The 22,232-nt window shown below is 59.0% G+C and carries 19 protein-coding genes; 14 read left to right on the top strand and 5 right to left on the bottom strand.

All coding sequences use genetic code 11. The features are described from left to right. Positions 1–166: 166 nt before the first annotated feature. The 7 genes from ACYVIS_RS05700 (at position 167) to ACYVIS_RS05730 (ending at position 7,730) form a co-directional block, all read left to right on the top strand. Positions 167–1,378: an ABC transporter substrate-binding protein gene (locus ACYVIS_RS05700; RefSeq protein WP_460873473.1), complete on the top strand. Its 1,212-nt coding sequence runs from the start codon at positions 167–169 to the stop codon at positions 1,376–1,378. 135 nt (positions 1,379–1,513) lie between these two features. Continuing rightward, positions 1,514–2,371 carry a branched-chain amino acid ABC transporter permease gene (locus ACYVIS_RS05705; RefSeq protein ID WP_232741981.1) on the top strand — a complete coding sequence of 286 codons (858 nt, stop codon included), beginning with the start codon at positions 1,514–1,516 and terminating at the stop codon, positions 2,369–2,371. After that, positions 2,372–3,355: a branched-chain amino acid ABC transporter permease gene (locus ACYVIS_RS05710; RefSeq protein WP_460873474.1), complete on the top strand. Its 984-nt coding sequence runs from the start codon at positions 2,372–2,374 to the stop codon at positions 3,353–3,355. It abuts the gene before it with no gap. Next, the gene (locus ACYVIS_RS05715; protein WP_232741979.1) at positions 3,352–4,116 is read left to right on the top strand and encodes an ABC transporter ATP-binding protein; all 765 of its coding nucleotides are present in this window, start codon (positions 3,352–3,354) and stop codon (positions 4,114–4,116) included. The genes ACYVIS_RS05710 and ACYVIS_RS05715 overlap by 4 nt, the downstream gene beginning before the upstream one ends. Further along, on the top strand, positions 4,116–4,829 hold the full coding sequence (locus ACYVIS_RS05720) for an ABC transporter ATP-binding protein (protein WP_460873475.1): 714 nt from the start codon (positions 4,116–4,118) through the stop codon (positions 4,827–4,829). The genes ACYVIS_RS05715 and ACYVIS_RS05720 overlap by 1 nt, the downstream gene beginning before the upstream one ends. Positions 4,830–4,849: 20 nt before the next feature. Beyond that, positions 4,850–6,118 carry a Zn-dependent hydrolase gene (locus ACYVIS_RS05725; protein WP_460873476.1) on the top strand — a complete coding sequence of 423 codons (1,269 nt, stop codon included), beginning with the start codon at positions 4,850–4,852 and terminating at the stop codon, positions 6,116–6,118. A 97-nt stretch (positions 6,119–6,215) separates the two neighbouring features. Beyond that, a complete protein-coding gene (locus ACYVIS_RS05730) occupies positions 6,216–7,730 on the top strand; it encodes a M81 family metallopeptidase (RefSeq protein WP_460873477.1) in 1,515 nt (504 codons plus the stop codon). Between the two features lie 415 nt (positions 7,731–8,145). On the opposite strand, the gene ACYVIS_RS05735 is transcribed toward ACYVIS_RS05730, so the two are convergent. After that, positions 8,146–9,618 (bottom strand): M81 family metallopeptidase, encoded by a 1,473-nt coding sequence (locus ACYVIS_RS05735; protein WP_460873478.1) that lies wholly within the window; start codon positions 9,616–9,618, stop codon positions 8,146–8,148. 130 nt (positions 9,619–9,748) lie between these two features. Here ACYVIS_RS05735 and ACYVIS_RS05740 point away from each other — a divergent pair, with 130 nt between their 5' ends. Beyond that, positions 9,749–10,891: a serine hydrolase domain-containing protein gene (locus ACYVIS_RS05740; RefSeq protein ID WP_460873479.1), complete on the top strand. Its 1,143-nt coding sequence runs from the start codon at positions 9,749–9,751 to the stop codon at positions 10,889–10,891. 7 nt (positions 10,892–10,898) lie between these two features. Here ACYVIS_RS05740 and ACYVIS_RS05745 read toward each other — a convergent pair whose 3' ends face one another. Then, complete coding sequence (locus ACYVIS_RS05745; RefSeq protein ID WP_460873480.1) at positions 10,899–11,816, bottom strand: LysR family transcriptional regulator; 918 nt, start codon at positions 11,814–11,816, stop codon at positions 10,899–10,901. Positions 11,817–11,955: 139 nt separating this feature from the next. Between ACYVIS_RS05745 and ACYVIS_RS05750 the strand changes: the two genes are divergently transcribed. Together ACYVIS_RS05750 and ACYVIS_RS05755 are read left to right on the top strand one after the other, a co-directional pair. Beyond that, complete coding sequence (locus tag ACYVIS_RS05750; RefSeq protein WP_460873481.1) at positions 11,956–13,539, top strand: sulfatase family protein; 1,584 nt, start codon at positions 11,956–11,958, stop codon at positions 13,537–13,539. 55 nt (positions 13,540–13,594) lie between these two features. Then, positions 13,595–14,578: a Bug family tripartite tricarboxylate transporter substrate binding protein gene (locus tag ACYVIS_RS05755; protein WP_232741972.1), complete on the top strand. Its 984-nt coding sequence runs from the start codon at positions 13,595–13,597 to the stop codon at positions 14,576–14,578. Between the two features lie 27 nt (positions 14,579–14,605). Here ACYVIS_RS05755 and ACYVIS_RS05760 read toward each other — a convergent pair whose 3' ends face one another. After that, positions 14,606–15,505: a LysR family transcriptional regulator gene (locus ACYVIS_RS05760; RefSeq protein WP_232741971.1), complete on the bottom strand. Its 900-nt coding sequence runs from the start codon at positions 15,503–15,505 to the stop codon at positions 14,606–14,608. A 154-nt stretch (positions 15,506–15,659) separates the two neighbouring features. On the opposite strand from ACYVIS_RS05760, the gene ACYVIS_RS05765 reads away from it, so the two are divergent. From ACYVIS_RS05765 to ACYVIS_RS05780, 4 genes are read left to right on the top strand one after another with little or no spacing between them, the layout of a single operon-like run. Then, entirely contained in the window at positions 15,660–15,860 is a 201-nt protein-coding gene (locus ACYVIS_RS05765) for a DUF3311 domain-containing protein (protein ID WP_232741970.1), read from the top strand. Positions 15,861–15,893: 33 nt separating this feature from the next. Next, positions 15,894–17,297 (top strand): sodium:solute symporter family protein, encoded by a 1,404-nt coding sequence (locus tag ACYVIS_RS05770; RefSeq protein WP_232741969.1) that lies wholly within the window; start codon positions 15,894–15,896, stop codon positions 17,295–17,297. Between the two features lie 9 nt (positions 17,298–17,306). Beyond that, positions 17,307–18,959 (top strand): amidohydrolase, encoded by a 1,653-nt coding sequence (locus ACYVIS_RS05775; RefSeq protein ID WP_232741968.1) that lies wholly within the window; start codon positions 17,307–17,309, stop codon positions 18,957–18,959. Further along, positions 18,956–19,894, top strand: a complete 939-nt coding sequence (locus ACYVIS_RS05780; RefSeq protein ID WP_460873482.1) for a CobW family GTP-binding protein — start codon at positions 18,956–18,958, stop codon at positions 19,892–19,894. The genes ACYVIS_RS05775 and ACYVIS_RS05780 overlap by 4 nt, the downstream gene beginning before the upstream one ends. Before the next feature lie 26 nt (positions 19,895–19,920). Here ACYVIS_RS05780 and ACYVIS_RS05785 read toward each other — a convergent pair whose 3' ends face one another. Beyond that, a complete protein-coding gene (locus ACYVIS_RS05785; protein WP_460873483.1) occupies positions 19,921–20,844 on the bottom strand; it encodes a LysR substrate-binding domain-containing protein in 924 nt (307 codons plus the stop codon). 155 nt (positions 20,845–20,999) lie between these two features. After that, positions 21,000–22,196 (bottom strand): 3-hydroxybenzoate 6-monooxygenase, encoded by a 1,197-nt coding sequence (locus ACYVIS_RS05790; RefSeq protein ID WP_232741965.1) that lies wholly within the window; start codon positions 22,194–22,196, stop codon positions 21,000–21,002. Between the last annotated feature and the right edge of the window lie 36 nt (positions 22,197–22,232).

The following is a 22,232-nucleotide window of genomic DNA, read 5'->3' on the forward strand; positions in this document are numbered from 1 at the left end:
TTGATTTTTACCTATACAGTTTGATTTATTTGGGCTAACCGTATATTTCCATGATGCCATACAGCACTCAGAATCGATCCGGATACAGAATAAAGGACACCGCGCACGCCACTTCCTTCATCCTGATCTCATGAGCTTGAACATAATCACACCACGGAGACAACTTATGAACAGACGAGAACTACTCAAGATCGGTGCCATGGCGGCCATGTCAACCCCATTGCTTGGCTTGAAAACAGCATTTGCCGCAAGCGATTCCGGCCCCATTCTGTTTGGCTGCCCAAACTCCATGTCGGGCCCATTTGCCGCTAACGGAAAATACGCTGCCCTGGGCATGCAGCTCATCATCGAAGAAACCGGCAAGGCACTGAACCGTCCGCTGCAATACAAGATCCTGGACTCCCAGGGCAAGCCGGCCGTCGGCATCCGCCAGGTGCAAGACTTGTTCCAGCAATCCAACGCCCATTTCTTTGCCGGCGGGGTGCTGTCATCGGTGGGACTGGCCATGGGCAAGGCCATCGACAAGCTGGGAGGCGTTTTCGTCACCACCGTGGGGGCCGATGAAGTCACTGGAGTCGATTGCAACCGCGCCACCTTCCGCTGGTCGGTGCCCACCTATGGCGCAATACAGGAAACCGTCGGCCCGCTCATCAAAATGATGCCCCAGGCCAAGCGTTGGTACACGATTACACCCAAATACGTGTTCGGCGAAGGCCTGCTCACCGCAACCAAAAACCTGCTCAGCAAGAACGGGCTCGAGCACGTCGGCAATAGCTATCATGCCCTGGACGAACGGGAATTCAGCGGCTATCTCACCAATGCCATGGCAGCCAAGCCCGATGTCCTGCTGCTTCTGAATTTCGGTTCGCAAAGCTCGGAAACCTTGCGCCAGGCCGTCAGCTTCGGCATGAAAACCAAGACCACCATCCTGATTGCCTGGGCTTCGGGCCTGGAACAATTCGAATCGCTCGGCGCCGATCTGTGCGAAGGCGTCTATTTCGGCGTGCAGTATTGGCACGGCATCGATAGTCCGCTGAACCATACCCTGGTAAAACAGACCCAGGCCAAGTTCAAGATGAACCCCAACTACAGTCTGGCAGGTTCCTATATTTGCACCAAGCTGATGATAGACGGCATCAACAAGGCGGGCTCCACCGATCCGGCCAAAGTCATTGCGGCCATGGAAGGCGCCCGCTACGACGGCCTGACAGGCCCTGAACAAATACGCAAAGAAGACCACCAGGTCATCAAGAATTATTACCTGCTGAAAGGAAAGGCCAAAAACAAAATGAAAGACAAGGACGATTACTGCGAGATCCTGCACTCGGGCCAGTCTTTCCTGTCAGTCGCAGAAGCGGGCTGCAAAATGTCTACCTGAGGCGTCGCCCCGCCATCCCGCGCCGCCGGCCCTGAAACAGGGTAGCGGTGGCGCGGTACAGCGCCGACAGCATTTTCCGCTTGCAGGGTTGAACCTGTCGAAAAGCCGCACTTCCTCCTAGGGTCGAACCCGCCTATGAATGTTTATCTCCTGCAAGTCATTAATGGCATCGGCATCGGCATGCTTTATTTTTTGCTTGCCGTGGGCCTGTCCATCGTCTTCGGCCTGCTGCGGTTTGTCAACTTCGCGCACGGCGCCTTTTATGTGCTGGGCGCTTACGCGTGCTACCAGGCCCTGCAGTGGGGGGTGAACTTCTGGTGGACATTGCTGATCGGCCCGTGCATCGTCGGTGCGCTTGCGTGGCTGACGGAAAAACTCATCCTGCGCAAGGTCTATAACCTGCCTCACGAATTCCATATCCTGTTCACGGTTGGCCTGGCACTCGCCATACAGGAACTGGTCATACTTGTATGGGGGCCGGTCGGTGTGAATGTTCCGCCCCCCGATCTATTGAAAGGGGTAATCATCTGGGGCGGCTTCATCTATCCCAAATACCGCCTTTTTGTCATCGTCTTCACTGCGGTCCTGGCAACACTGATATGGCTGCTGCTTGAGCGCACCCGCCTGGGCAGCATCGTGCGGGCCGGCAGCGAATCTCCCGAAATGGTGACGCTGCTCAGCATCAATGTGCATCGAATTTTTGGCCTGGTATTTGCCCTCGGCGCCGCTACCGCCGGCCTGGCGGGGACGCTTGCCGCGCCGCTGCGCGGCGTGGAACCCTTCATGGGCATTGAAGCCCTCGCCGTCGCGTTTGTCGTCGTCGTGGTGGGCGGCATGGGCAGTTTTTCCGGAGCTCTTCTGGGTGGATTGCTGGTGGGCATCGTGCAAAGCATCATGAGTACCTTGTGGCCCCAGGGCGCCAGCCTGATGATCTATGTCTCAATGGCGCTGGTCCTGCTATTGCGCCCCAACGGCCTGATGGGGAGAGCCTGAATGGAACTGCTGCACAAACACCGATTCCTGCTCCTGGCCCTGGCCGCCGTCCTGCTCCTGCCCTTGCTCCTGAAGTCGGGCTCACTGGCCACCGAGGTGCTGATTTACGCCCTGGCGGCGCTCGCATGCAATGTTTTGCTGGGATACACGGGCCTGCTGTCCTTCGGCCAGGGGATCTTCTTCGGCGCAGGCAGCTACGCCCTGGGCATTGCCTTGACGCGCACCAGCCTGTCCATGCCGCTGACCCTGCTTCTGGCCATGCTGGTCGGAGCGCTTGTCGCCGCGGCGGTCGGCTGGCTCAGCATACGGCAAAAAGGCGTTTACTTCGTCATGCTCACGCTCGCGCTGGCGCAGATGTTTTATTTCCTGGCGTACTCGCTGCCGGACTGGACCGGCGGCGACAATGGCCTGTTGAACATTCCCACGCTGCCACTTACCGCATTCGGCCACACGCTGCTGCCCAATAAAACCAGCTGGGAATACTACAGCTTCGTCGCGATTATTTTTCTGATCGTGTTTTATCTGCTCCAACGCATCGTCGAATCGATTTTCGGCCGCACGCTGCTCGCCATACGCGACAATCCGGCGCGCGCCACGGCAATCGGCTACAACATCAGGCTTTTCAAGCTGGTCGCCTTCATGGTGTCGGGCGCCACGACGGCCCTGGCCGGGGCCCTGTACGCCATGATGACCGGCATTGCGCCGCTGACCAGCATCAACTATCACATCAGCGAAACGATCCTGGTCATCACGGTAATCGGCGGGACCGGCAATCTGTTCGCTTCGGTGCTGGGTGCGGCGCTGTATGTCATCGCGTCCGACTGGCTATCCGACCTGTGGCCCCGCTGGCTGCTGCTGTTTGGCTTGCTGCTGATGGTCGTCAGCCTGTATTTGCAAGGAGGGCTATGGGGCTTGTGCGAACTGGTCTTCAAACGCGCCCGCGGCAATCGGACGGATAGCCCGGCCAAGGAGCACAAACCATGACCCAGCCTATTCTGGAAGCCCGCAACATTGTCAAGCGCTACGGGAAATTCGTGGCGCTGGCCGGCGTCGATTTATGCGTGCAGGCCAAAACCATACACTCGGTAATCGGCCCCAATGGGGCGGGAAAAACCACACTTTTTCATTCGCTCACCGGTACCGTGCCTCTTACCGAAGGGTCGATTATTTTCGACGGTCACGATGTCAGCCAGCGGGCGGATTATCAGCGGGTGCAGGCCGGCATGGCGCGATCATTCCAGGTTACCTCGCTGTTTCCCACTCTGTCGGTCCATGAAAACCTCAGGCTGGCCACGCAAGGCATACGCCCTTTGCAGGCACTGCGATTATGGTCGCTCATCAAAATGCGCCGCGAACAAGCCGACATGATCGAGGCCATACTTGAGAAAGTCGGCCTGACCCAGGTCAGGCACAAGCTGAGCAGCGCGCTGTCGCACGGCCAGCAGAGGCGCCTCGAAGTCGGCATGGCGCTGGCGGCCAGGCCCAGGGCCATCTTTCTGGACGAGCCGACCTCCGGCATGGGTATCGACGACATCGACTCCATGAAGAAACTGATTTACAGCCTGCGCGATGAACTCACGGTCATCCTGATTGAACACAATATGGGCATAGTCATGGATATCTCCGACACAATTACCGTCATGCAGCAGGGCAAGGTATTGGTGGAGGGCGAACCGCAGGCCATCAAGTCGGACGACCGGGTAAGAAGCGCCTACCTGGGCAATATGATTACCGGAGGCCGATAATGTTGAAGGCACAGGAGATACACAGCTACTACGGCAAAAGCCACGTCATCCAGGGCGTTTCCATCGAAGTCGGGCAGGGAGAGCTGGTTACGCTGCTGGGCCGCAACGGGGCGGGCAAATCCACGACGCTGAAAAGCATTGCCGGCTTGATCACGCCGGCAAGCGGAACCGTTCTGTTCAAAGGCCAGGACATCACCCACTTGCCCGCCTATCGGATTGCCGGCCGGGGGGTTTGCCTGGTGCCCGAACATCGCGGCATCTTCCGTTTGCTGACAGTGGAAGAAAACCTGAATCTGGGCAGAAAAAAAGGCTCCCCCTGGTCGCTGCAAGATATATACAAAATCTTCCCACGACTATACGAGCGGCGGCGCAACGGCGGCGCGCAGCTCTCCGGAGGCGAACAGCAAATGCTGGCCATAGGCCGCGCACTGATGAATCATCCCCAACTGCTCATGCTCGACGAACCCGTTGAAGGCCTGGCGCCAATCATCGTGGAAGAAATCGTCGCGCAGCTGAAGCTGCTCAAGGCCCAGGGAATTTCCATACTGCTGGTCGAACAAAACCTGGAAGTCTGCACTCAACTGGCTGAACGCCACTACATCATCGAGGGCGGCAAGATCGTCTACAGCAACGACAACGCGTCGTTCATGCACGACACGTACGCCAAAGATCAATACCTGGGCGTCGGGGCAGTCCAGTCAGCATCGCCCTAAAATTTCGATTCGAGAACACCATGAACTCATCCCTCTCTGCAAGCGCGACTCTGCACATCAATGGCGATCGCCTCTGGCAATCGCTTATGTCGCTGGCGAAAATCGGCGCCACCCCAAAAGGGGGTGTCTGCCGCCTGGCCCTGACCGAACTCGACCGCCAGGGGCGCGACCAGTTCGTGCAATGGGCCAAGGACATTGGCTGCTCGATCCGCATCGATGAAATCGGCAATATTTTCGCCCGCCGTCCGGGCCGCAATAATGATTTGCCGCCGGTACTCACCGGCAGCCATATCGATACCCAGCCCACCGGGGGGAAATTCGACGGCAATTACGGCGTCCTGGCGGGGCTGGAAGTGCTGCGCACCCTCAACGATCGCAAAATCCGCACCGAGGCGCCCATTGAAGTGGTGGTGTGGACCAATGAAGAAGGTTCACGCTTTGTGCCCGTCATGATGGGCTCGGGGGTTTTCGTGGATGCCTTTCCATTGGCCGAGACGCTCGCGCAAACCGATGCGCAGAACATCAGTGTCGCCAGCGCGCTGAACAGCATAGGCTATGCCGGCAATACGCGCAGCCAACACTTCCCCATCAAGGCCTACTTCGAGGCTCATATCGAACAAGGCCCCATACTCGAAGCCAGGCAAGACACCATAGGCGTCGTGACCGGAGCCCTGGGCCAGCGCTGGTATGACATAACCATCACCGGCATGGAAGCCCATGCCGGCCCCACACCCATGGAGCTGCGCAAGGATGCCCTGCTGGCGGCCGCCGGTTTGATCCAGTCGGTCAACCGGATCGCGCTGGCCCACGCTCCCCACGGGCGCGGTACCGTCGGATGGATCGACAACTTCCCCAACTCGCGCAATGTCATTCCTGGGCGCGTGAAACTCAGTGTCGATCTGCGCGCCGCCTCGGACGACGTATTGAGTTCCATGGACGCCGCGCTGCACACCGCATGCCGCGAACTGCAGGCGGGTGGCGCTCTCGCGGTCGACATTGAGCAAGTGGTTTATTTCCCGCCGCAACCCTTTCACCAGGAACAGATCCAGGCGGTGCGCAATGCCGCCGACCAATTGGGCTTCACGCACACCGATATCGTCAGCGGTGCCGGCCATGACGCCGTTTACCTGGCCCGCGTGGCGCCCACCGCCATGATCTTCATTCCCTGCAAAGATGGCATCAGCCATAATGAAATCGAAGACGCCAAGCCGGAACACATTCAGGCCGGCGGCAACGTACTGCTGCTGGCCATACTGGAGCAGGCGGGGATCGCTTCGGCCGACTCCTGAACCGCGGCACACTGGCAGCAAGCCGCAGGCTCATGCGGCGCACACGGCCCGCGCGCTCACGAGCGACTCAGAAATGACATTACACGGATAGACAGTCATGAAACTACTCATAGCCAGAATGAATCACGAAACCAATACATTCTCGCCAGTCCCCACCCCGCTTGCCTCATTCGGCATCGATGGCCCCACCTACGGAGCCGATGCCTATGCCGAAAACCTGGGCGGCCGCACGGCAATGAGCGCATTTATCGATCTGGCAAAGGCGGCCGGCGCCGACCTCATCACGCCGATCTCCGCCACGGCCAATCCCAGCGGCCCGGTCGAAAAAACGGCCTATGACACCCTATGCCGCCACATACTCGATGCCTCCGATCATTGCGACGCCATGATGCTGGACCTGCACGGCGCCATGGTGGCCGAAAACAGCCACGACGGCGAAGGCGATCTACTGGAGCGCCTGAAGGCCCGCCATCCTGAAAAAGCCATTGCCGTCGCGCTCGACCTGCATGGCAACGTCACGCAAAAAATGATGGACAACGCCGATATCATCGTGAGCTTCAAAACCTATCCCCACATCGATATGTACGAAACCGGGGAACACGCGGGCCGGCTGCTGCTGGCCAGGCTCAAAGGTGAAATCAGCCCGGCGCTTGCCTGGGAACGCCTGCCCCTGATGACTCATACGCTAAAAAGCGCCAGCAATTCGCCCGCCATGTGCGCCGCCATCCAGGCCGCCAGGGAGGCGGAGCAAAGCAGCGTCCTGGCTGCCTCCGTGCTGGCCGGCTTCGCCCTGGCCGATATTCCCGCCCCCTGCATCAGCGTGGTCACCGTGGGCAAGGACGCCGCCTCCGCACGCCAGGCCGCACGCCAGATCGCCTTGAAGATCTGGGCGTCAAAAGAAGGATTCGTATACCATAGCCCGCCATTGGCCGACTCGATCGCCAATGCCAAAGCCCTCGCGGCAAAAACCGGCCCGCAGGCCGGCTGCGGAAACCCGCGAGGCCCGATACTGCTGCTGGATCACAGCGACAACTGCATGTCCGGCGGCACCTGCGACACCATGGACGTGCTGCAAGAGGCCCTGGCTCAAGGTCTGGGCAATATCGGCGTCGGCCCGCTGTGCGATCCTCAAGCCGTCGAACAACTGGTACATGCGGGAGAGGGCGCAACGGTCACTCTTCAGCTGGGCAACAAGCGGCCTCTGACAAGCCTGGGCATCGTGAAGGAACCGGTCACGCTCACCGGCCAGGTCAAACACCTGGGCAACGGCGAATACATCATTTCCGGGCCTACCTACACCGGCATGAAATGCAGCATGGGCAGAACAGCCCTGTTTGCATGCGGCGATCTGGAAATCGTGGTCACCGAACGCACCCACGAACCCTGGGATCTGGGCGTGTTCACTTGCGTGGGGCTGGATCCGGCACGCAAGAGTTTCCTGCTGCTGAAATCACGCATGTATTGCCGCCCGGTATTTTTTCCCATCGCCAAGGGGTTTGTGGAATGCGACAGCAGCGGCGTCACCAGTTCGAACTACGCCCTGTTCCCGTTCAAGAATGTGCACCATCCCGTCTATCCGCTCGATCCCAATACCCACTGGCCGAATCGATAATTTCATTTTTCAACCGCCCCTGAGCATGAACGCAAAGAAATCCCCACCAACTACTCCAATGCAAGCTGGGGTGGCGGCCCAGGCAGGGTGAGCGAGCTTGAGTCCGCCGCGGCCGGCGCCTGGATCGGGAGGCAAGGGAGCGGTTGTTTGAGCGTCAAGGGTGTCCACAGCCCGGGGGGCTGTGGACGACGCGAGTTCCGCGACCGCCCGATCCAGGCGCCGGCCGCGGGCAGTCCTGGCGCAGCCAGGACCGGACGATGCGAGCTCCACCCTGCCTGGGCCGCCACCCCAGCGTCTCAAGAACGCATATCGTGCAGGCATTTGTCCTGGCCATTGACCCGCCATGCTCGCGCCTAAAGAGAACACCGAAGACGAGCCAAAACAGAGTACGCAAGCCCCACGCACACCACCACAATCAAAAAGGATCCAACGGATAAATAGGCCGGCGCACGTGTTCGAACTTCAATTTGGAATAGTCCGAAGTCGTCACCCCTATTCCATTGCACTCAATCACATGCCTGGCCACACCCGTAAATCCCGCACGCCAATGCACCCGGCTCTTCATGATCACGTAATGCATATTGCGCACATCGATTCCCAGCGAATAAAAACAATTCAAATCGAAGGGCTCCATATGCCCCGATGCGACCACAATCAGAATATTGCCGGTATCCAGCACCACGGTTGGGCCGGTGGAAATCTCGACCCCCGCGCTCATCGGCCCCCACAGCTTGAAGCGCCCATCGCTGATCGTGCGCACCGTAACCGTCAATTCAAGAGGCGGATTTTCCTCGTTGGTGGCCAGCAGCCGGGCCTTGCCGCCCATCGACAGCGTCACCTTATTGCCAACCCCCGCCTGTATGGCCTGCGCCACCGCCGCCGGATCATAAATAGCGTAAAACACCGCATTGCTCAAACCCTGCGCAAGAGCTTCCTTCAGGACCACAGTGGTGTCCATGGTCCCGCCCGAAGCCACATTGTCGCAGTGATCCAGCAGGATAACCGGGTACTCCGTCTGCCGCGTCGCCGATTCGACCGCCTCGGTCAAAGGCACAGACTCGAACAGAAACTCCGCGCGCCGGTCCCAGGCTTCGTCAAGCAGGGAATCGCGAACCGCAGTCGCCGCATCGGGATTTGCATCAGTGCACACCACGACACTCAGACCCGCATTGGCAATATCGGCATGGGGAAACCCGACAAACAGCGAAGCAGCCAGAGTGCCTGCCTGCTCAAGCGACTTGCAGCGCTCCTGCAGATCGCGATTCGGGCCGCTGTGGGTGCCCTGCCGCATGACATGCGGCAGCATGGGACGATTGCCCCATGTCATCACCGGCCTGAGCTGCCCCTGGATGGTCTTGCAGATGATTTCCGCCGCACGCACTCCGGCCTCGTAAATATCCACATGTGGATACGTGTGATAACCCGTAATCACCGTCGAATTCGACACCATGTCGGGATACAGATTGGCATGCATGTCCAGCGTGACGCCTATCGGAACGGAAGGCTGGATGCGCCGCAGGCGGCGCAGCAATTCTCCTTCGCCGTCCTCGAAACCGTCGACCACCATGGCGCCATGCAGATCCAGCAAAATTCCGTCGTAGGCGCCTTCGGCCGCGCTTAGTATGGCGGCGACAATTTTTTCGTAAGCGTCGCGATCCACAGGGCCACTGGGCCATGCGTCGGCGACAATCGGCACCACGATTTCCGCCCCGTAGCGGGAAGCCACATCGATAAAGCCTCCTATGCCTGTGCCGGTCCCCGTACGGGCAGCAATCGCCTGTGCGCCGCTCAGAACCCCATTGGATCCCTTGAAAAATCGCTCAAACCTGGTCTCCACCGGAGAAAACGTATTTGTTTCATGCTTGAACGTTGCCAACAAAAGTCTCATCCTCGGCCTCTCTAATATATGAATGCATCCAGATCCTGCACAGCACCTGTTTTACCATTTGACAGCCCAGGGCGCATCCACTACGTTGGCAGGCATCGATGGTCCCTCATTGCGGCAGGCTCACCAAATCATGCAAATCGAAGAATCTTTTGGAACCGTCAGGCAAATCTATGACGGCGCCCTGTTGCCCGATACCCAGGTTCGCACATTCCGCCATATCGACCGACTCTTCCCAAGCAGGACGATTGCCCGCGGCCCCCGGATCCGCCCCCTGCCTGGCCGAGCAACACATCTACAAAACTTTGCATTCGCCTCGCAAGGCAAAAGCTACGATCTCTACGATTTTCTCTCGATCAACCGTGTCGGCGGCCTGCTCGTCATCAAGAACGGCGAGGTCTGCTACGAAACTTACCAACTGGGCAACACAGAAAGCACGCGCTGGGTGTCGATGTCGATCGCCAAAACGGTCACGGCCACCCTGGCAGGAGTCGCGATCCAGGACGGCTGTATAAAAAGCCTGGCCGACCCCATAACCCGCTACCTGCCAGCCTTGAACCACAGCGCCTACGATGGCGTCACCGTTGAACAATTGCTCACCATGACCTCGGGTGTCCAATGGGACGAAACCTACACCAACCCGCTGTCGGACCGGCGCCGCATGCTCGATCTGCAGATTGCGCAGCAGCCGGGCGCAATTCTCGACATGATGGCCAGCCTGCCGCGCGCCGCCGCGCCGGGCAGCCGCTGGAACTACAGCACCGGCGAAACCCATATCGCCGGTGCTCTGGTGCGGGCGGCAACGCAATGTTCCCTGGCCGATTATTTCTCGGAGCGGATCTGGTCGAAGCTGGGCACCGAGTCGGATGCCACCTGGTGGCTGGAGTCGCCCGACGGACTCGAGGTCGGCGGCAGCGGCATCTCTGCCTGCCTGCGCGACTACGGCCGGTTCGGCCTGTTTCTGCTGAATCGCGGCATCATCGATGGGGTTGAAATCTTGCCCGCCGGCTGGATGCGGGCCGCCAGCCGGCCGTTCCTGGCTTCGGGAGCCAAAATCGACTACGGCTATATGGTATGGCCCCTGCCCGACACCCGCCACCCTGTACACCGAGGTGCTTTCCAGGCCATAGGCATTTTCGGCCAGCACCTGTATGTCAACCCTGCGCAGAATCTCGTGGCCATGGTCTGGGGCGCTCTGCCCAAGCCCATGTTCAAAGACCAGACCCAAATCCAGGTAGAGGATTTCTTCGCCGGACTCTGCCTGGCCCTGCAGTAGCGCAGGGCTAAACCACCATATTCACGGACTGCCGGCGCGCGCAATCCATGAAATCCTGGATCAGCTGCTCGCCTTGATCCTCGAGACGCCAGAGCAGGCTTACCGACCCCTGGTAGGGAATAAACAGGTCCAGCACTTCAAGCGCAGCGCCTTGTATACACCAGGCTGTTGCGCGGGACATGGGTGCAATCAGGTCGGTGCCCTCCAGCAGCACCGCGTTGGTGTGTATATAGGCCGACTCGACCAGGACATTGGGTTTGCCCAGATTCATGGACTCCAGTGTCAATTCCATGAGATTGCGAAACGGGCTGCCGGGCGGCGGAGCCATCCACGGGTAGCTCAAGGCCTGAGCCCAGGTCACGTTCTTGGTCCCAGCCAAAGGATGCGAACGGCACACTGCCAGGCAAAGCGGAGTGTCGCACAGCTTTTCATGCGTCAGGTCAGGCGGAGCCTGGCCTTCCTCGATCCGGCCGATAACGAGATCAAGCTCGCCCGACAGCAGTTTCGAATTCAGGTGATCCAGCGTGTCTTCACGTATGTGTACAAACACCTTGGGATGCAGACGGTGGAAATTGCGCAGCACGCCCGGCAACAAGGCTATGGCCACCATGGGTGACACCCCCACCGCCACCTGCCCCTCCGTCGGCCCCTTCATGTAATCGACCACGGCACGCGCCCGGTCCAGACGCCCCACAATTCCCTTGGCCTGCCGCGCCAGTTCCAACGCCAGGGGCAAGGGCGTCAGGCCCCGCGCATGACGCTGGAACAAAGGGGCTCCGACATTCCCCTCGAATTCCTTTACCCACTTGGACAGCGCCGGCTGCGTGACATTGAACTCCTGCGCCACCTGGCTCATGTTTCCAAGCTCGCACAAGCGAACCAGCATTTGCAGATTCCTGAGTCGGATTTTGTAGCTCCAGTCCATCAGAGTGCCTTTTTACATACAAGATATAACCAAATCATATGGAAATAAAACTTATTTTCATTTTTCATTTATACATCAGTTGCCGATAATCAACCATCCCCCGGTTTTATCGCACTTGCGGCACACGGCACCCCCAATAATGAGCCAACCCAATTTCATCCTGTTCATCACCGATCAGCAAAAGGCGCAGCATCTCGGCGCGTACGGCAACACCGTCATCAAGACCCCGAATTTGGATGCCTTGGCGAAACGGGGATGGAAGGCCGAGCGCTTTTATGTCGCCACCCCGATTTGCATGCCCAACCGCTCATCGCTCATGACCGGGCGCATGCCCTCCGTCCACGGGGCACGCCACAACGGCATTCCCTTGCCGCTCGAGTCCGTGACCTTTGCCGACAAACTCAAAGAGGCTGGATACGAAACCGCGCTGGTGGGTAAATCCCATTTGCAGAACATGACCGGCATAGGTCCGCAGTGGCCCCGGCCCACCGATCCCGAAACTCTCGGAGAAGCGCGCCGCTCGTATGGAGGCAATTACGATCAGGAATGGGGCCCGTACTGGCGCAACAATCCCGACCATGATCTGGCAACCCCCTTCTACGGCTTTTCACGCGTCGCCCTGACCGTGGACCACGGCGATCAGGTCTGGGGGCACTACTGGCGCTGGCTGCAAGAGCAGCATCCCGAAGCGGCACGGCAGGCCGGGCCGGAACAGGCCATACCCACGCCCGACTACGAACTGAGCCGCTTCCGGCAGGCATGGCGCACCCGCGTACCCGAGGAGCTTTCCACCAACGCCTACGTCGGCGGGAAAACCTGCGAACTGATCCGCGAATACGCGCAAGGCGACAAGCCTTTCTTCATCAAATGCTCATTCCCCGATCCGCATCACCCCTTTACACCCCACGGCAAATACTGGGACATGTACGATCCCGATAAGGTGGATCTGCCGGAATCCTTCCACGCCAGCCAGGCGCACACACCGCCGCCGCACGTGGCGTGGCTCTATAAGCAGCGCGAACTATCAAAGGCCGTCAAGCATACCCCCGCCCTGTTTTCATGCACCGAACGCGAAGCGCGGGAAGCGATCGCGCTGAACTACGGCTCGATTTCCCATATCGATCACGTCGTCGGCCAGGTCATGGCCGAATTGCGGGCACAGGGCGTCGCCGATAACACCATCGTTATTTTCATGAGCGACCACGGCGACTACCTGGGGGATCACCAATTGCTGTGGAAGGGCCCCATCCATTACCAGAGCCTGATTCGCACGCCCTTTATATGGATGGACCCGAGCCGCCCGCAAGCCCGGCACAACGAAGGGGCGCTCGCCTCCACCATCGATGTCGCGCCCTCGATTCTGGAACGCACCGGCCTTGTGCCCTACAACGGCATGCAAGGCAAATCCCTGCTGCCGCTCATGGACAACAGCACCCCGGGCCTGCGCAATCATGTGCTGATCGAAGAAGAAGGCCAGCGCGTCATGTTCGGCATGGACACCCGCGTGAGAATGCGCACCCTATTGGACAAAGAGTACCGGCTCAGTCTTTACGACGCCGCCGATTTCGGAGAACTCTACGATCTGAAGCGCGACCCGATGGAACTCGAAAACCTGTGGGACTCGCCCACGCATGCGTCCCGCAAATCGGCATTGCTCGAAGCCCTGGCCCTGTCCATGCTCTCGCATACCGACACCAGTCCGAACCCCAGCGCCATTGCCTGAGTCGAGCCGCCATTTTTTTCCAAAAACCATTATCAAATAACTATCGGAGACAACCATGTCAACCACGCAATTAAAACATCGCTTGATCGGCGGCCTTGGCGCCCTGTTTCTATGCCTGGGCGGTACGGCGCAAGCCGCCTATCCGGAACGGCCTGTTTCCATCGTCGTGAATTTCAGTGCAGGCGGCCCGCTGGATTTCGTTGCCCGTCTCTTCGCGGCCAAAACCAGCAAAGAACTTCATCAATCGGTAATCGTCGAGAACAAGGCCGGCGCCTCCGGCTCAATCGGCGGGGAATATGCGGCGCGCGCCAAGCCCGACGGCTACACCTTACTGCTGAGCGTCGACACGCTGGCCACCGTCAACCCTTTCGTCTATAAAAACAACCATTTCGATGCCAACAAAGACCTCGCCGTCGTCGGCAGGGCCGGCGCATTCAACCTGGGCCTGGTCACCCGGGCAGGCCTGGGGCCCACGACGCTCAAGCAGTTTGTCGATATGGCAGGTAAAACCGCACTCACCTACGCCTCGGCGGGGGCCGCGTCACCGGGACATCTGGCCATGGAAGCCTTCAAACTCGGCAGCCATGTGGAAATGACGCATGTTCCTTACAAAGGCAATGCGCCCGCGGTCAATGCCTTGCTGTCCGGTCAGGTCGACAGCGGATTCCTGGCCGTTGCGAACATGCTCCCGCACATCAATGCCCACAAGCTGGTGGCGCTCGCTGTGTCGGGCACACAGCGCGATCCGCTGTTGCCCAACACCCCCACAATTGCCGAATCCGGCATCCCCGGAATGGAAAATTTCAACATGGGCTTTGGCTTTGTATTGATGGCGCCCAGGAATACCCCCAAGGACATCGTGATGAAGTGGAACACGCTGCTCAACCAGTTCCTCAAAGAACCCGATGTACTGGAAAAACTGAAAATCATGGATATCAATCCCACCTACGGCACACCGGCCGAGGCTGAAAAAGAAATACAGGCAGCGGCCCGGCAATGGAAGGTGGTGATAGAAAAAGCGCACGTTACCGTGAACTGAAGATGGGCCTATATGGCGCCTGCCGCCTCAAGCGGAAAAACGCCGGCAGATAAAGCGCAGTTCGCGCACAAAATTATTTGCGCTTGGGGTCAGCAGTTTGGCATCGTGGCAAACCAGCCCGACATTCAGCTCCGGCAATAACTCCCGGATGGACAGAGGATGGAGCGAATGGCCGAAGACCGTGAAGTCGTATGCCGTGTCCGCCAGGCAGCCAACCATGTCGGTGCTGGAAATCAGCATCGCATACAGGCTTGCCGAGGTGCAGCGTATGACTCGCCGCGGTTGCGGCAAGCGATGCTGGGCGAATATTTCATACAGCATGTTGCCGGGCTCTTCGTTGGAATCCCAGACCAACCACGGCAGATCCGCCAAATCGGCCAGACCGCATGCCGTTTGCACCGGATGCCCTTTTCTTACCCCGACCGTGAGGCCGACTTTGTACATCGTTTCCCAATAGTAGGCGGGCGCCTCGGGCAGACCCACCCGTGAAACCAGCCCGACATCAATGGTGCCGTCGGTCAGCCCTTCGATGATCTGCGCAGGGCGCAGCTCCAGGACCTTCAGATTGACATCCGGACTCTGCCGCTGAAAGTCGATGATCGCGTTGGCCAGAGGGCCGATACAGGCTACCGGTGTCGCGCCTATCACCAGGCTGCCGCTTCTTACCCCTACAAGCGCATTGATTTCTTCTTTGGCATGGCGCAATTGCTGCTCGATCGCCCTGGCATGCTTGAGCAGGCCCAGGCCGTACGCGGTCAAATGCGCCCCCTTCGGGGTACGAACCACCATGGGCACTGCCATTTCCTGCTCAAGATCCTGCAAGGCCTTGGTAATGGCGGGTTGGCTCAGATGCAAAGCCAGTGCCGCACCCTGGATGCTGCCGCAATCGGCAATCGCAATCAAGGCCCTCAGATGATGGCTTTTCATGATTTCTACCTTTTGCGCAGGCGGGTAAGGGCATCAATATAACTGTCATTTATACCCATCAATATAAATCATTTGATCTTCATTGTGAGACAAAGCATTCTAAAAAAAACAATAATTCATCGATATGCAGTAATCACACCGCAAGGAGACAAGCATGTTGCGTTTTTTTATCGGAGTAGTGATTCCCTATCTGGGCGTCATCGGTCTGCTGCCATGGGCCAATACAGTCAGCTACACCCTGCTGGGTGTGCCATTCCTGTATCTGTGGATTTTCGCCTGGTTCGCACTGACCTCCTTGTGCCTGGCCATTTGCTGGTATTGCTTCGACCGGCACCGTACGCCTACGGCCCTTTAACTCGCGATACCTATTCCATAAACGAGACCCAACATGGCTACAACCGTCTTTTTAGGCATCATCCTGTTTTCCGTGTGGCTGGCATTGCGAGCCGGACGAACCGTTCGAGACAAAAGCTCTCATGATTATTTTGTGGCTTCGCGTCAATTTGGCGGTCTGCTGGTGTTTTTCCTGACGGCCGGCGAGATCTACAGCATAGGCACCATGATTGGCTTTCCCGGCGGAATCTACGCCAAGGGCCCGACCTACGGCATCTGGTTCCTCGGCTATATTTTGCTGGCTTATCCTCTCATTTATTTTATCGGGCCGCATATCTGGCGCGCTGGCAAAAAATACAATGCGGTGACCCTGCCCGATTTATTCAAAGGGCATTTTCAAAGCCGGTTCCTCGAACTGGTCGTCACCATAACCGCCGTGCTGTTCCTGATACCGTGGGGCCAACTGCAATTTACCGGCCTGATCGTTGCACTGCATGGCCTGGGCTGGAAATTCGCGCCTGTGGTCCTGGTTATTATTTCCGCCGCACTGGCCTTCTTATATATTGTCATTTCAGGCGTGCGCAGCACCGCGGCCATTGCGGTACTGAAAGACATCATTATGGTGCTGGCCATTGTGGTGACCGGCGTGGCGGTATCCTGGCATTTCGATGTAAAAGAAGTGTTCGACGCGGCCAGCAAACAAGTCAGCAACACCATGAACACCGCGCAGATGCAGTTTTCGATCAGCACGATTTTCTTTCAGGCAATGGGCTTTTTGTGCATACCGATGCTGACGCAATTCCTGTTTACCGCCAAAAGCGACCAAACCATACGGCGCGCGCAAATCCCCATGCCGCTCTATATGTTCATGTATCCGTTTCTGGTTCTGGCCTCTTACTACGCCATCAGCGCAAACCTGAAGCTGGCTTCGCCCAACGATGCGTTCATTATTGCCGCCGTGCATCTGCTGCCTGGCTGGCTGATCGGTGTTGTGGCGGCCGGAGCGGCCTTGTCGGGGCTGCTGGTGCTGGCCGGGCTGTGCCTGTCGATCGGACCCCTGGTCAGCCGCAACCTGATGCCGCACACCCCGGAGGCCAAACAAAAGAAAGTCGCTCGCATTGTGGTGGTGATCTACCTGCTGGCATCCATGGTGCTGACGCTCGTCACCCCTAACCTGATGCTCACCCTGATCAATACGGCGTACTACGGATTCACGCAGTTCTTTCCCGCCATCATTGCTGTCCTGTTCCTGAAAAACATCAATCCCGTGGCGCTCGGCGTTGGCATTCTGGTCGGGCAGGGCGCCGCCATCTATGCCGATACCGCAGGCATCCATTTCGGCGGCATCAATATCGGGCTGGTATGCCTGTGCCTCAACGTCCTGATCGCGGGCGCGGGCACCGTGCTGTTCAAGCCAAGACACGCCAGCATGCCTATCTATCAACACGTCATCGACTAGGAACTCATCATGAGCAAGCCCGTGGTCAAGGTTTTTCTTGCCAGGAAAATCATCACCATCAATCCCGCGCAGCCTTGCGCCACACATATCGCTGTAAGGGACGGCAAGATTCTGTCGCTGGGCACCGCCGACGACGTCAAACAATGGGGCAGCGTCGAGATCGACACTCGTTTTGCCGACAAGACGCTGATGCCCGGCTTTGTGGAAGGCCATTGCCACCTGATGGAAGGATCGATGTGGAGCGCCGTCTATGTCGGCTACTACGATCGCCGCGGCCCCGATGGCAAATTGTGGAGCGGGCTGAAAACCATAGAAAGCGTGATCGGGCGCCTGGCCGAGGCCCAGGCCCTGATGGGCGATTCAGGCAAACCTTTGCTGGCCTGGGGATTCGACCCCATTTTCTTTGGCGATGCACGGTTGAGCGCCGGCGAACTGGATCGCGTTTCCGCCACCCGCCCGATTGTCGTGCTGCATGCCAGCGTGCACCTCATGAATGTGAATTCGGCCATGCTGGATCTGGCCGAAATTACGGGCGGCGACGAAATAGAAGGAGTACCGCTTGGCGCCGATGGCAAACCCACCGGAGAACTGCAAGAGTTTGCCGCCATGCTGCCGGTGTACCGGGTGATAGGCCAGGGCCTGTCGATCGCCGCCAGCGAGAATCTCGATTCAATCTGGAACTTCGGCCGCGTCGCACAACTGGCCGGCGTCACTACCGCCACCGATCTGGTCAACGATTTGTCGGAGGCTGGCAATAAAAATCTGCAGCAAGTCGCGGCCGATCCGGATTATCCGGTCAGGCTGGTTCCGGCCTATGCTCCCCAGCGCAGCGGAGAAAACAACGCACAGCGTGTCCTGGATGCCATCGGCGCCAGCACGGACAAGCTGCGGTTCGGACTCGTCAAGCTTATTGTCGATGGCTCCATCCAGGGCTTTACGGCACGCTTGCGCTGGCCCGGATACTTCAACGGCAGTCCGAATGGATTGTGGCTGGTCCCGCCGGCCCAGCTCGAAGATCTGATCAAGACCTTCCACTGCGCCGGCCTGCAGTTGCACATCCATACCAATGGCGACGAGGCCACCGAAGTGACGCTCGATGCCCTTGAACGCGTGCTGGATCAATACCCGCGGCACGATCACCGCCATACCCTGCAGCACTGTCAAATGGCGGACGCGGCCCAGTTCCGCCGCATGGCCAAGCTAGGCCTGTGCGTCAATCTGTTCGCCAACCATATTTATTACTGGGGCGACGCGCACTACACAAAGACTATGGGGCCCGATCGGGCCAATCGCATGGATGCGGGCGGCAGCGCGATACGCCATGGCGTGCCGGTGGCCTTTCATTCCGATGCGCCCATCACACCGCTCAACCCTCTGTTCACAGCCTGGTGCGCCATGCAGCGCGAAACGGCAGGCGGGCGCATACTGGGCGAATCGGAGCGCATTACCCTGGACCAGGCCTTGCACGCCATCACACTGGGCGCCGCTTATACGCTGAAGCTGGACCACCAGATAGGCAGCCTCGAAATCGGGAAATTCGCCGATTTCGCCGTGCTGGAAGAAGACCCCCTGTCAATCGACCCGGCCCGCCTTAAAGACATACGCGTGTGGGGCACCGTGGTGGCCGGACGGATGTTTGAAGCGCCGGGAAAAAACGGATGATCAGCTCGGCCCAGCCCATCAAGCTGATTGTGATCGGCGGCTACCTGGGTTCGGGCAAAACCTCACTCCTGAACCATATACTGACTCACTCTCGGGGCAAGAGAATTACTGTGCTGGTCAACGACTTCGGCCAGATCAATATCGATGCCGCCCTGATCGCCCGCCGCACTCAAGAGGTCATCGCACTGGCCAACGGCTGCATATGCTGCACCATCGGCGGCGAGCTTGCCACCGCACTGATTCGCCTGGGGACGGCCACTCCGCGCCCCGAGTATCTGATTATCGAAAGCAGCGGAGTATCCAACCCGGGGAAAATCGCGCAAATCGGCCTGCTGGACAAAACCTACGAACTTGACAGCATTGTCGTTACAGTCGACGCCGAGCGTATCGACCAGCATCTGCAAGACCCCTACGTCGGAGACATGGTGGCGCAGCAGATCCGCGCCGCACACTTGCTGTTGATCAACAAGATCGACCTGATCGACTCCGCCACCAAACAGAAACGTATCGGCCTTTTAAAAACCGTCAGCGGCCGGCAAAGACTTATCGAAACCGTCAACGGCGCCATCGCTCCGGAATTGTTTTTCTCGCCCGATTTCGCACCGGGCGCCAGGCCGGAGCCCTTTTCCAGGCTGGCGGACAAGCCGTTGAGCCGCGTGGCCAGCTTTTCCGTCACGACGGGCGACTTCCCGGACAAGGCACAACTGGAGCGAAACTTGAAATCCTTGCCCAACGAGGTGCTGCGCGCCAAGGGCATCGTTTATTTTGCCGCCGACCCGCGCGCATTCAGCGTCCAGGTGGTCGGCCATCGCGTCGCGATCAAGCCTGTAGCCGTCGGCGCCGACATGGCGCGCGTATCGGTCCTGGTCTTCATTGGCCTGCAGGAAACCATGGATCAGTCCGGCATCGAAAGCCTGATCAGGCACTGCGACTGAGTGTTCGCGTTTCGGCCGCTGGCCTCTCAGCTCTCGTAGTCACGCGAAATGCGGCGGATGCATGCCAGCCCCGCCTCGACGGATTGCGGATGAAGTTCATCCTTGCGCCAGTACATGGATACCGATCCGTATCCGGGAAGCTCGAGCGGCAAAATGCGCAACAGCTGCAATCTGGCAAGCATCAGCGTTGCCCGGTGCGAGGCGGTGCCGATCATATCGCTGTTGTTCAGCATGGTGATATTGGCTGTCACCGAATTGGACTCGACATGATCGACCGGCAACTCCTGGCCGACGGCCGCCAGCCCCTCGTCCATGGCATTGCGTATGGGGGTGCCGCGCGGCCAAACCACCCAGCGATAAGAGCGCACATCGCTCCAGCCGATCTCGGACAACTCGAACAAGGGGTGGCCGGGCCGCGCCACCAGATCGATAGGTTCCACGTACAGCACTTCGGTCGCCACGCTCGATTCGTCGTAACGTTCGGTGGTGGTGCGCCCTATGACAATATCCAGATCGCCCTGTCCAAGCAGCGTCAGCAGGCGATCCATTGTGCCCTCGACAAAGCTGACCCGCAATTGCGGCATTTGCGCCAACAGCTCCAGCACGGCGCGCGGTGCGGTTTCCGAAGCGGCGGCCCCCGAGGCGCCTATTACCACGCGCCCGCCACCGCCTTCGCGCAGCATCTGCATATCGGTGGCGGCACGATCCAGCTGGGCATCGATGCGCTGGGCATGAGCCACCAGTGCCTCGCCATGCGACGTCAGCCTCAGGCCGCGGGCATGGCGTTCGAAAAGCGGCAGGCCTATGTCTTCTTCCAGATCTTTTAACCATTTGGACAGGCCCGGCTGCGTGGTGTTGAGCATGGCCGCCGAATGGCTCAGGTTCCGCGTCTGAGCCAGACTGAGTATGATTTTCAGGTTCCGCAAGCGGATGCGATGGGTCCAATCCATAGATGTGCTTTGCCTTGCAGGGCTTTGATGAGGCGCAGCCATTAGCTTACGCTATTCTCTGGCCAGACCCAGGACCTTGCACTATAGCTGTCGGCACGCCTTGCCGGCAAAATTCGATACGCCGGCGATCCACGAAGCAAATTTGCGGATGGAAATTACAGTGCGGCCAGGCAGTTCTCCTGTCGCCAGCCATACAACCATTCGAGCGCGTTATAAAAATGCTCTTGCGGCTTGCCCTTCCATAGCTGATTGCGCACCAGCCGCTCGACTCCCTGCGCATGGTAGATGCGCCCCATCTCGCGGGTCGACCACACGACACGCGCCGTTCGCGGGATGCGTATCGATTCGTAGAGCCTGAATGCCGCCGCGAAATCGCCCTCGGCAAGGCGCAGGGCCTCGCCGAGCGTCACAGCATCTTCCAGTGCCATGCATGCGCCCTGCGCCATATATTGCGTCATGGGATGAGCCGAGTCGCCGGCCAGGGTGCTCAAACCGCGCCCCCACTCGCCAACGGGATCGCGATCCGCTGTCGCCCAGCGTTTCCAGGATGTAGGGCGATCCAGCATCTGATGCGGCCGCTCATGTATGCCCGCAAAGTAAGACAGCACTTCTTCCTTGCTGCCGTCGCGCACACCCCATTCTTCCTGCTCGCGGCTGTGAAAGGTGACAACCAGATTGTATTGCTGGCCGCCGCGCAAGGGGTAGTGCACCAGATGGCAGCGCGGCCCCGCCCACAGCATGGGGGCATTGACGCAAAGGTCTTCGGGCATATTGGCGCGCTCGACAACCGCCCGGTAGACCACATGGCCTGTCACACGGTGCTCGCCGCCTATGGTTTTCTGCCGGATCACCGACTTGACCCCATCGCAGCCGATTACCGCATCAGCCTTGTAGGACACGCCCTGGGTATCGATGACCTCAACCCCGGCCGGCCCCACTTTGACATCGACGATATGCGTCGATGTCTTGAACTGGATCAGCGGATTTTCACGCACCGCCTCGAGTATCGACAAATGGATATCGGCTCGGTGTATGACGGCATACGGCCCACCAAAACGCTGCCGGAATGCCGCCCCGGTTTCAATGCGCACGACTTCCTGGGCGTCGATGGCGTCCATCATGATGATGTGGTCGGTAAATACCGCCCGTTTGCGCGCTATCTCGCCTACGCCCAGGGCATCGAGCGCCGCAAACGCGTTGGGGCCCAACTGAATTCCCGCGCCGATTTCGCCTATATGGGCGGCCTGCTCCAGCAACAGTACTTCTATGTTCTGGCGGGCCAGCGCCAGCGCCGTCGCCAGGCCGCCGATTCCGCCCCCGACAATAAGAACTTTCTGTTTCGTATCTTTCATGACTTCCTTGCCTGCAATGACTTCCATTGCGCCACA

Source organism: Paralcaligenes ginsengisoli, from assembly GCF_054781135.1.

Coding starts and splice junctions, on each gene's coding strand:
- ACYVIS_RS05780 (WP_460873482.1), top strand. CDS start 18,956: ATGATCAGCTCGGCCCAGCCCATCAAGCTGATTGTGATCGGCGGCTAC.
- ACYVIS_RS05775 (WP_232741968.1), top strand. CDS start 17,307: ATGAGCAAGCCCGTGGTCAAGGTTTTTCTTGCCAGGAAAATCATCACC.
- ACYVIS_RS05765 (WP_232741970.1), top strand. CDS start 15,660: ATGTTGCGTTTTTTTATCGGAGTAGTGATTCCCTATCTGGGCGTCATC.
- ACYVIS_RS05785 (WP_460873483.1), bottom strand. CDS start 20,844: ATGGATTGGACCCATCGCATCCGCTTGCGGAACCTGAAAATCATACTC.
- ACYVIS_RS05715 (WP_232741979.1), top strand. CDS start 3,352: ATGACCCAGCCTATTCTGGAAGCCCGCAACATTGTCAAGCGCTACGGG.
- ACYVIS_RS05745 (WP_460873480.1), bottom strand. CDS start 11,816: ATGGACTGGAGCTACAAAATCCGACTCAGGAATCTGCAAATGCTGGTT.
- ACYVIS_RS05705 (WP_232741981.1), top strand. CDS start 1,514: ATGAATGTTTATCTCCTGCAAGTCATTAATGGCATCGGCATCGGCATG.
- ACYVIS_RS05730 (WP_460873477.1), top strand. CDS start 6,216: ATGAAACTACTCATAGCCAGAATGAATCACGAAACCAATACATTCTCG.
- ACYVIS_RS05700 (WP_460873473.1), top strand. CDS start 167: ATGAACAGACGAGAACTACTCAAGATCGGTGCCATGGCGGCCATGTCA.
- ACYVIS_RS05760 (WP_232741971.1), bottom strand. CDS start 15,505: ATGAAAAGCCATCATCTGAGGGCCTTGATTGCGATTGCCGATTGCGGC.
- ACYVIS_RS05755 (WP_232741972.1), top strand. CDS start 13,595: ATGTCAACCACGCAATTAAAACATCGCTTGATCGGCGGCCTTGGCGCC.
- ACYVIS_RS05790 (WP_232741965.1), bottom strand. CDS start 22,196: ATGAAAGATACGAAACAGAAAGTTCTTATTGTCGGGGGCGGAATCGGC.
- ACYVIS_RS05725 (WP_460873476.1), top strand. CDS start 4,850: ATGAACTCATCCCTCTCTGCAAGCGCGACTCTGCACATCAATGGCGAT.
- ACYVIS_RS05740 (WP_460873479.1), top strand. CDS start 9,749: ATGCAAATCGAAGAATCTTTTGGAACCGTCAGGCAAATCTATGACGGC.
- ACYVIS_RS05720 (WP_460873475.1), top strand. CDS start 4,116: ATGTTGAAGGCACAGGAGATACACAGCTACTACGGCAAAAGCCACGTC.
- ACYVIS_RS05735 (WP_460873478.1), bottom strand. CDS start 9,618: ATGAGACTTTTGTTGGCAACGTTCAAGCATGAAACAAATACGTTTTCT.
- ACYVIS_RS05710 (WP_460873474.1), top strand. CDS start 2,372: ATGGAACTGCTGCACAAACACCGATTCCTGCTCCTGGCCCTGGCCGCC.
- ACYVIS_RS05750 (WP_460873481.1), top strand. CDS start 11,956: ATGAGCCAACCCAATTTCATCCTGTTCATCACCGATCAGCAAAAGGCG.
- ACYVIS_RS05770 (WP_232741969.1), top strand. CDS start 15,894: ATGGCTACAACCGTCTTTTTAGGCATCATCCTGTTTTCCGTGTGGCTG.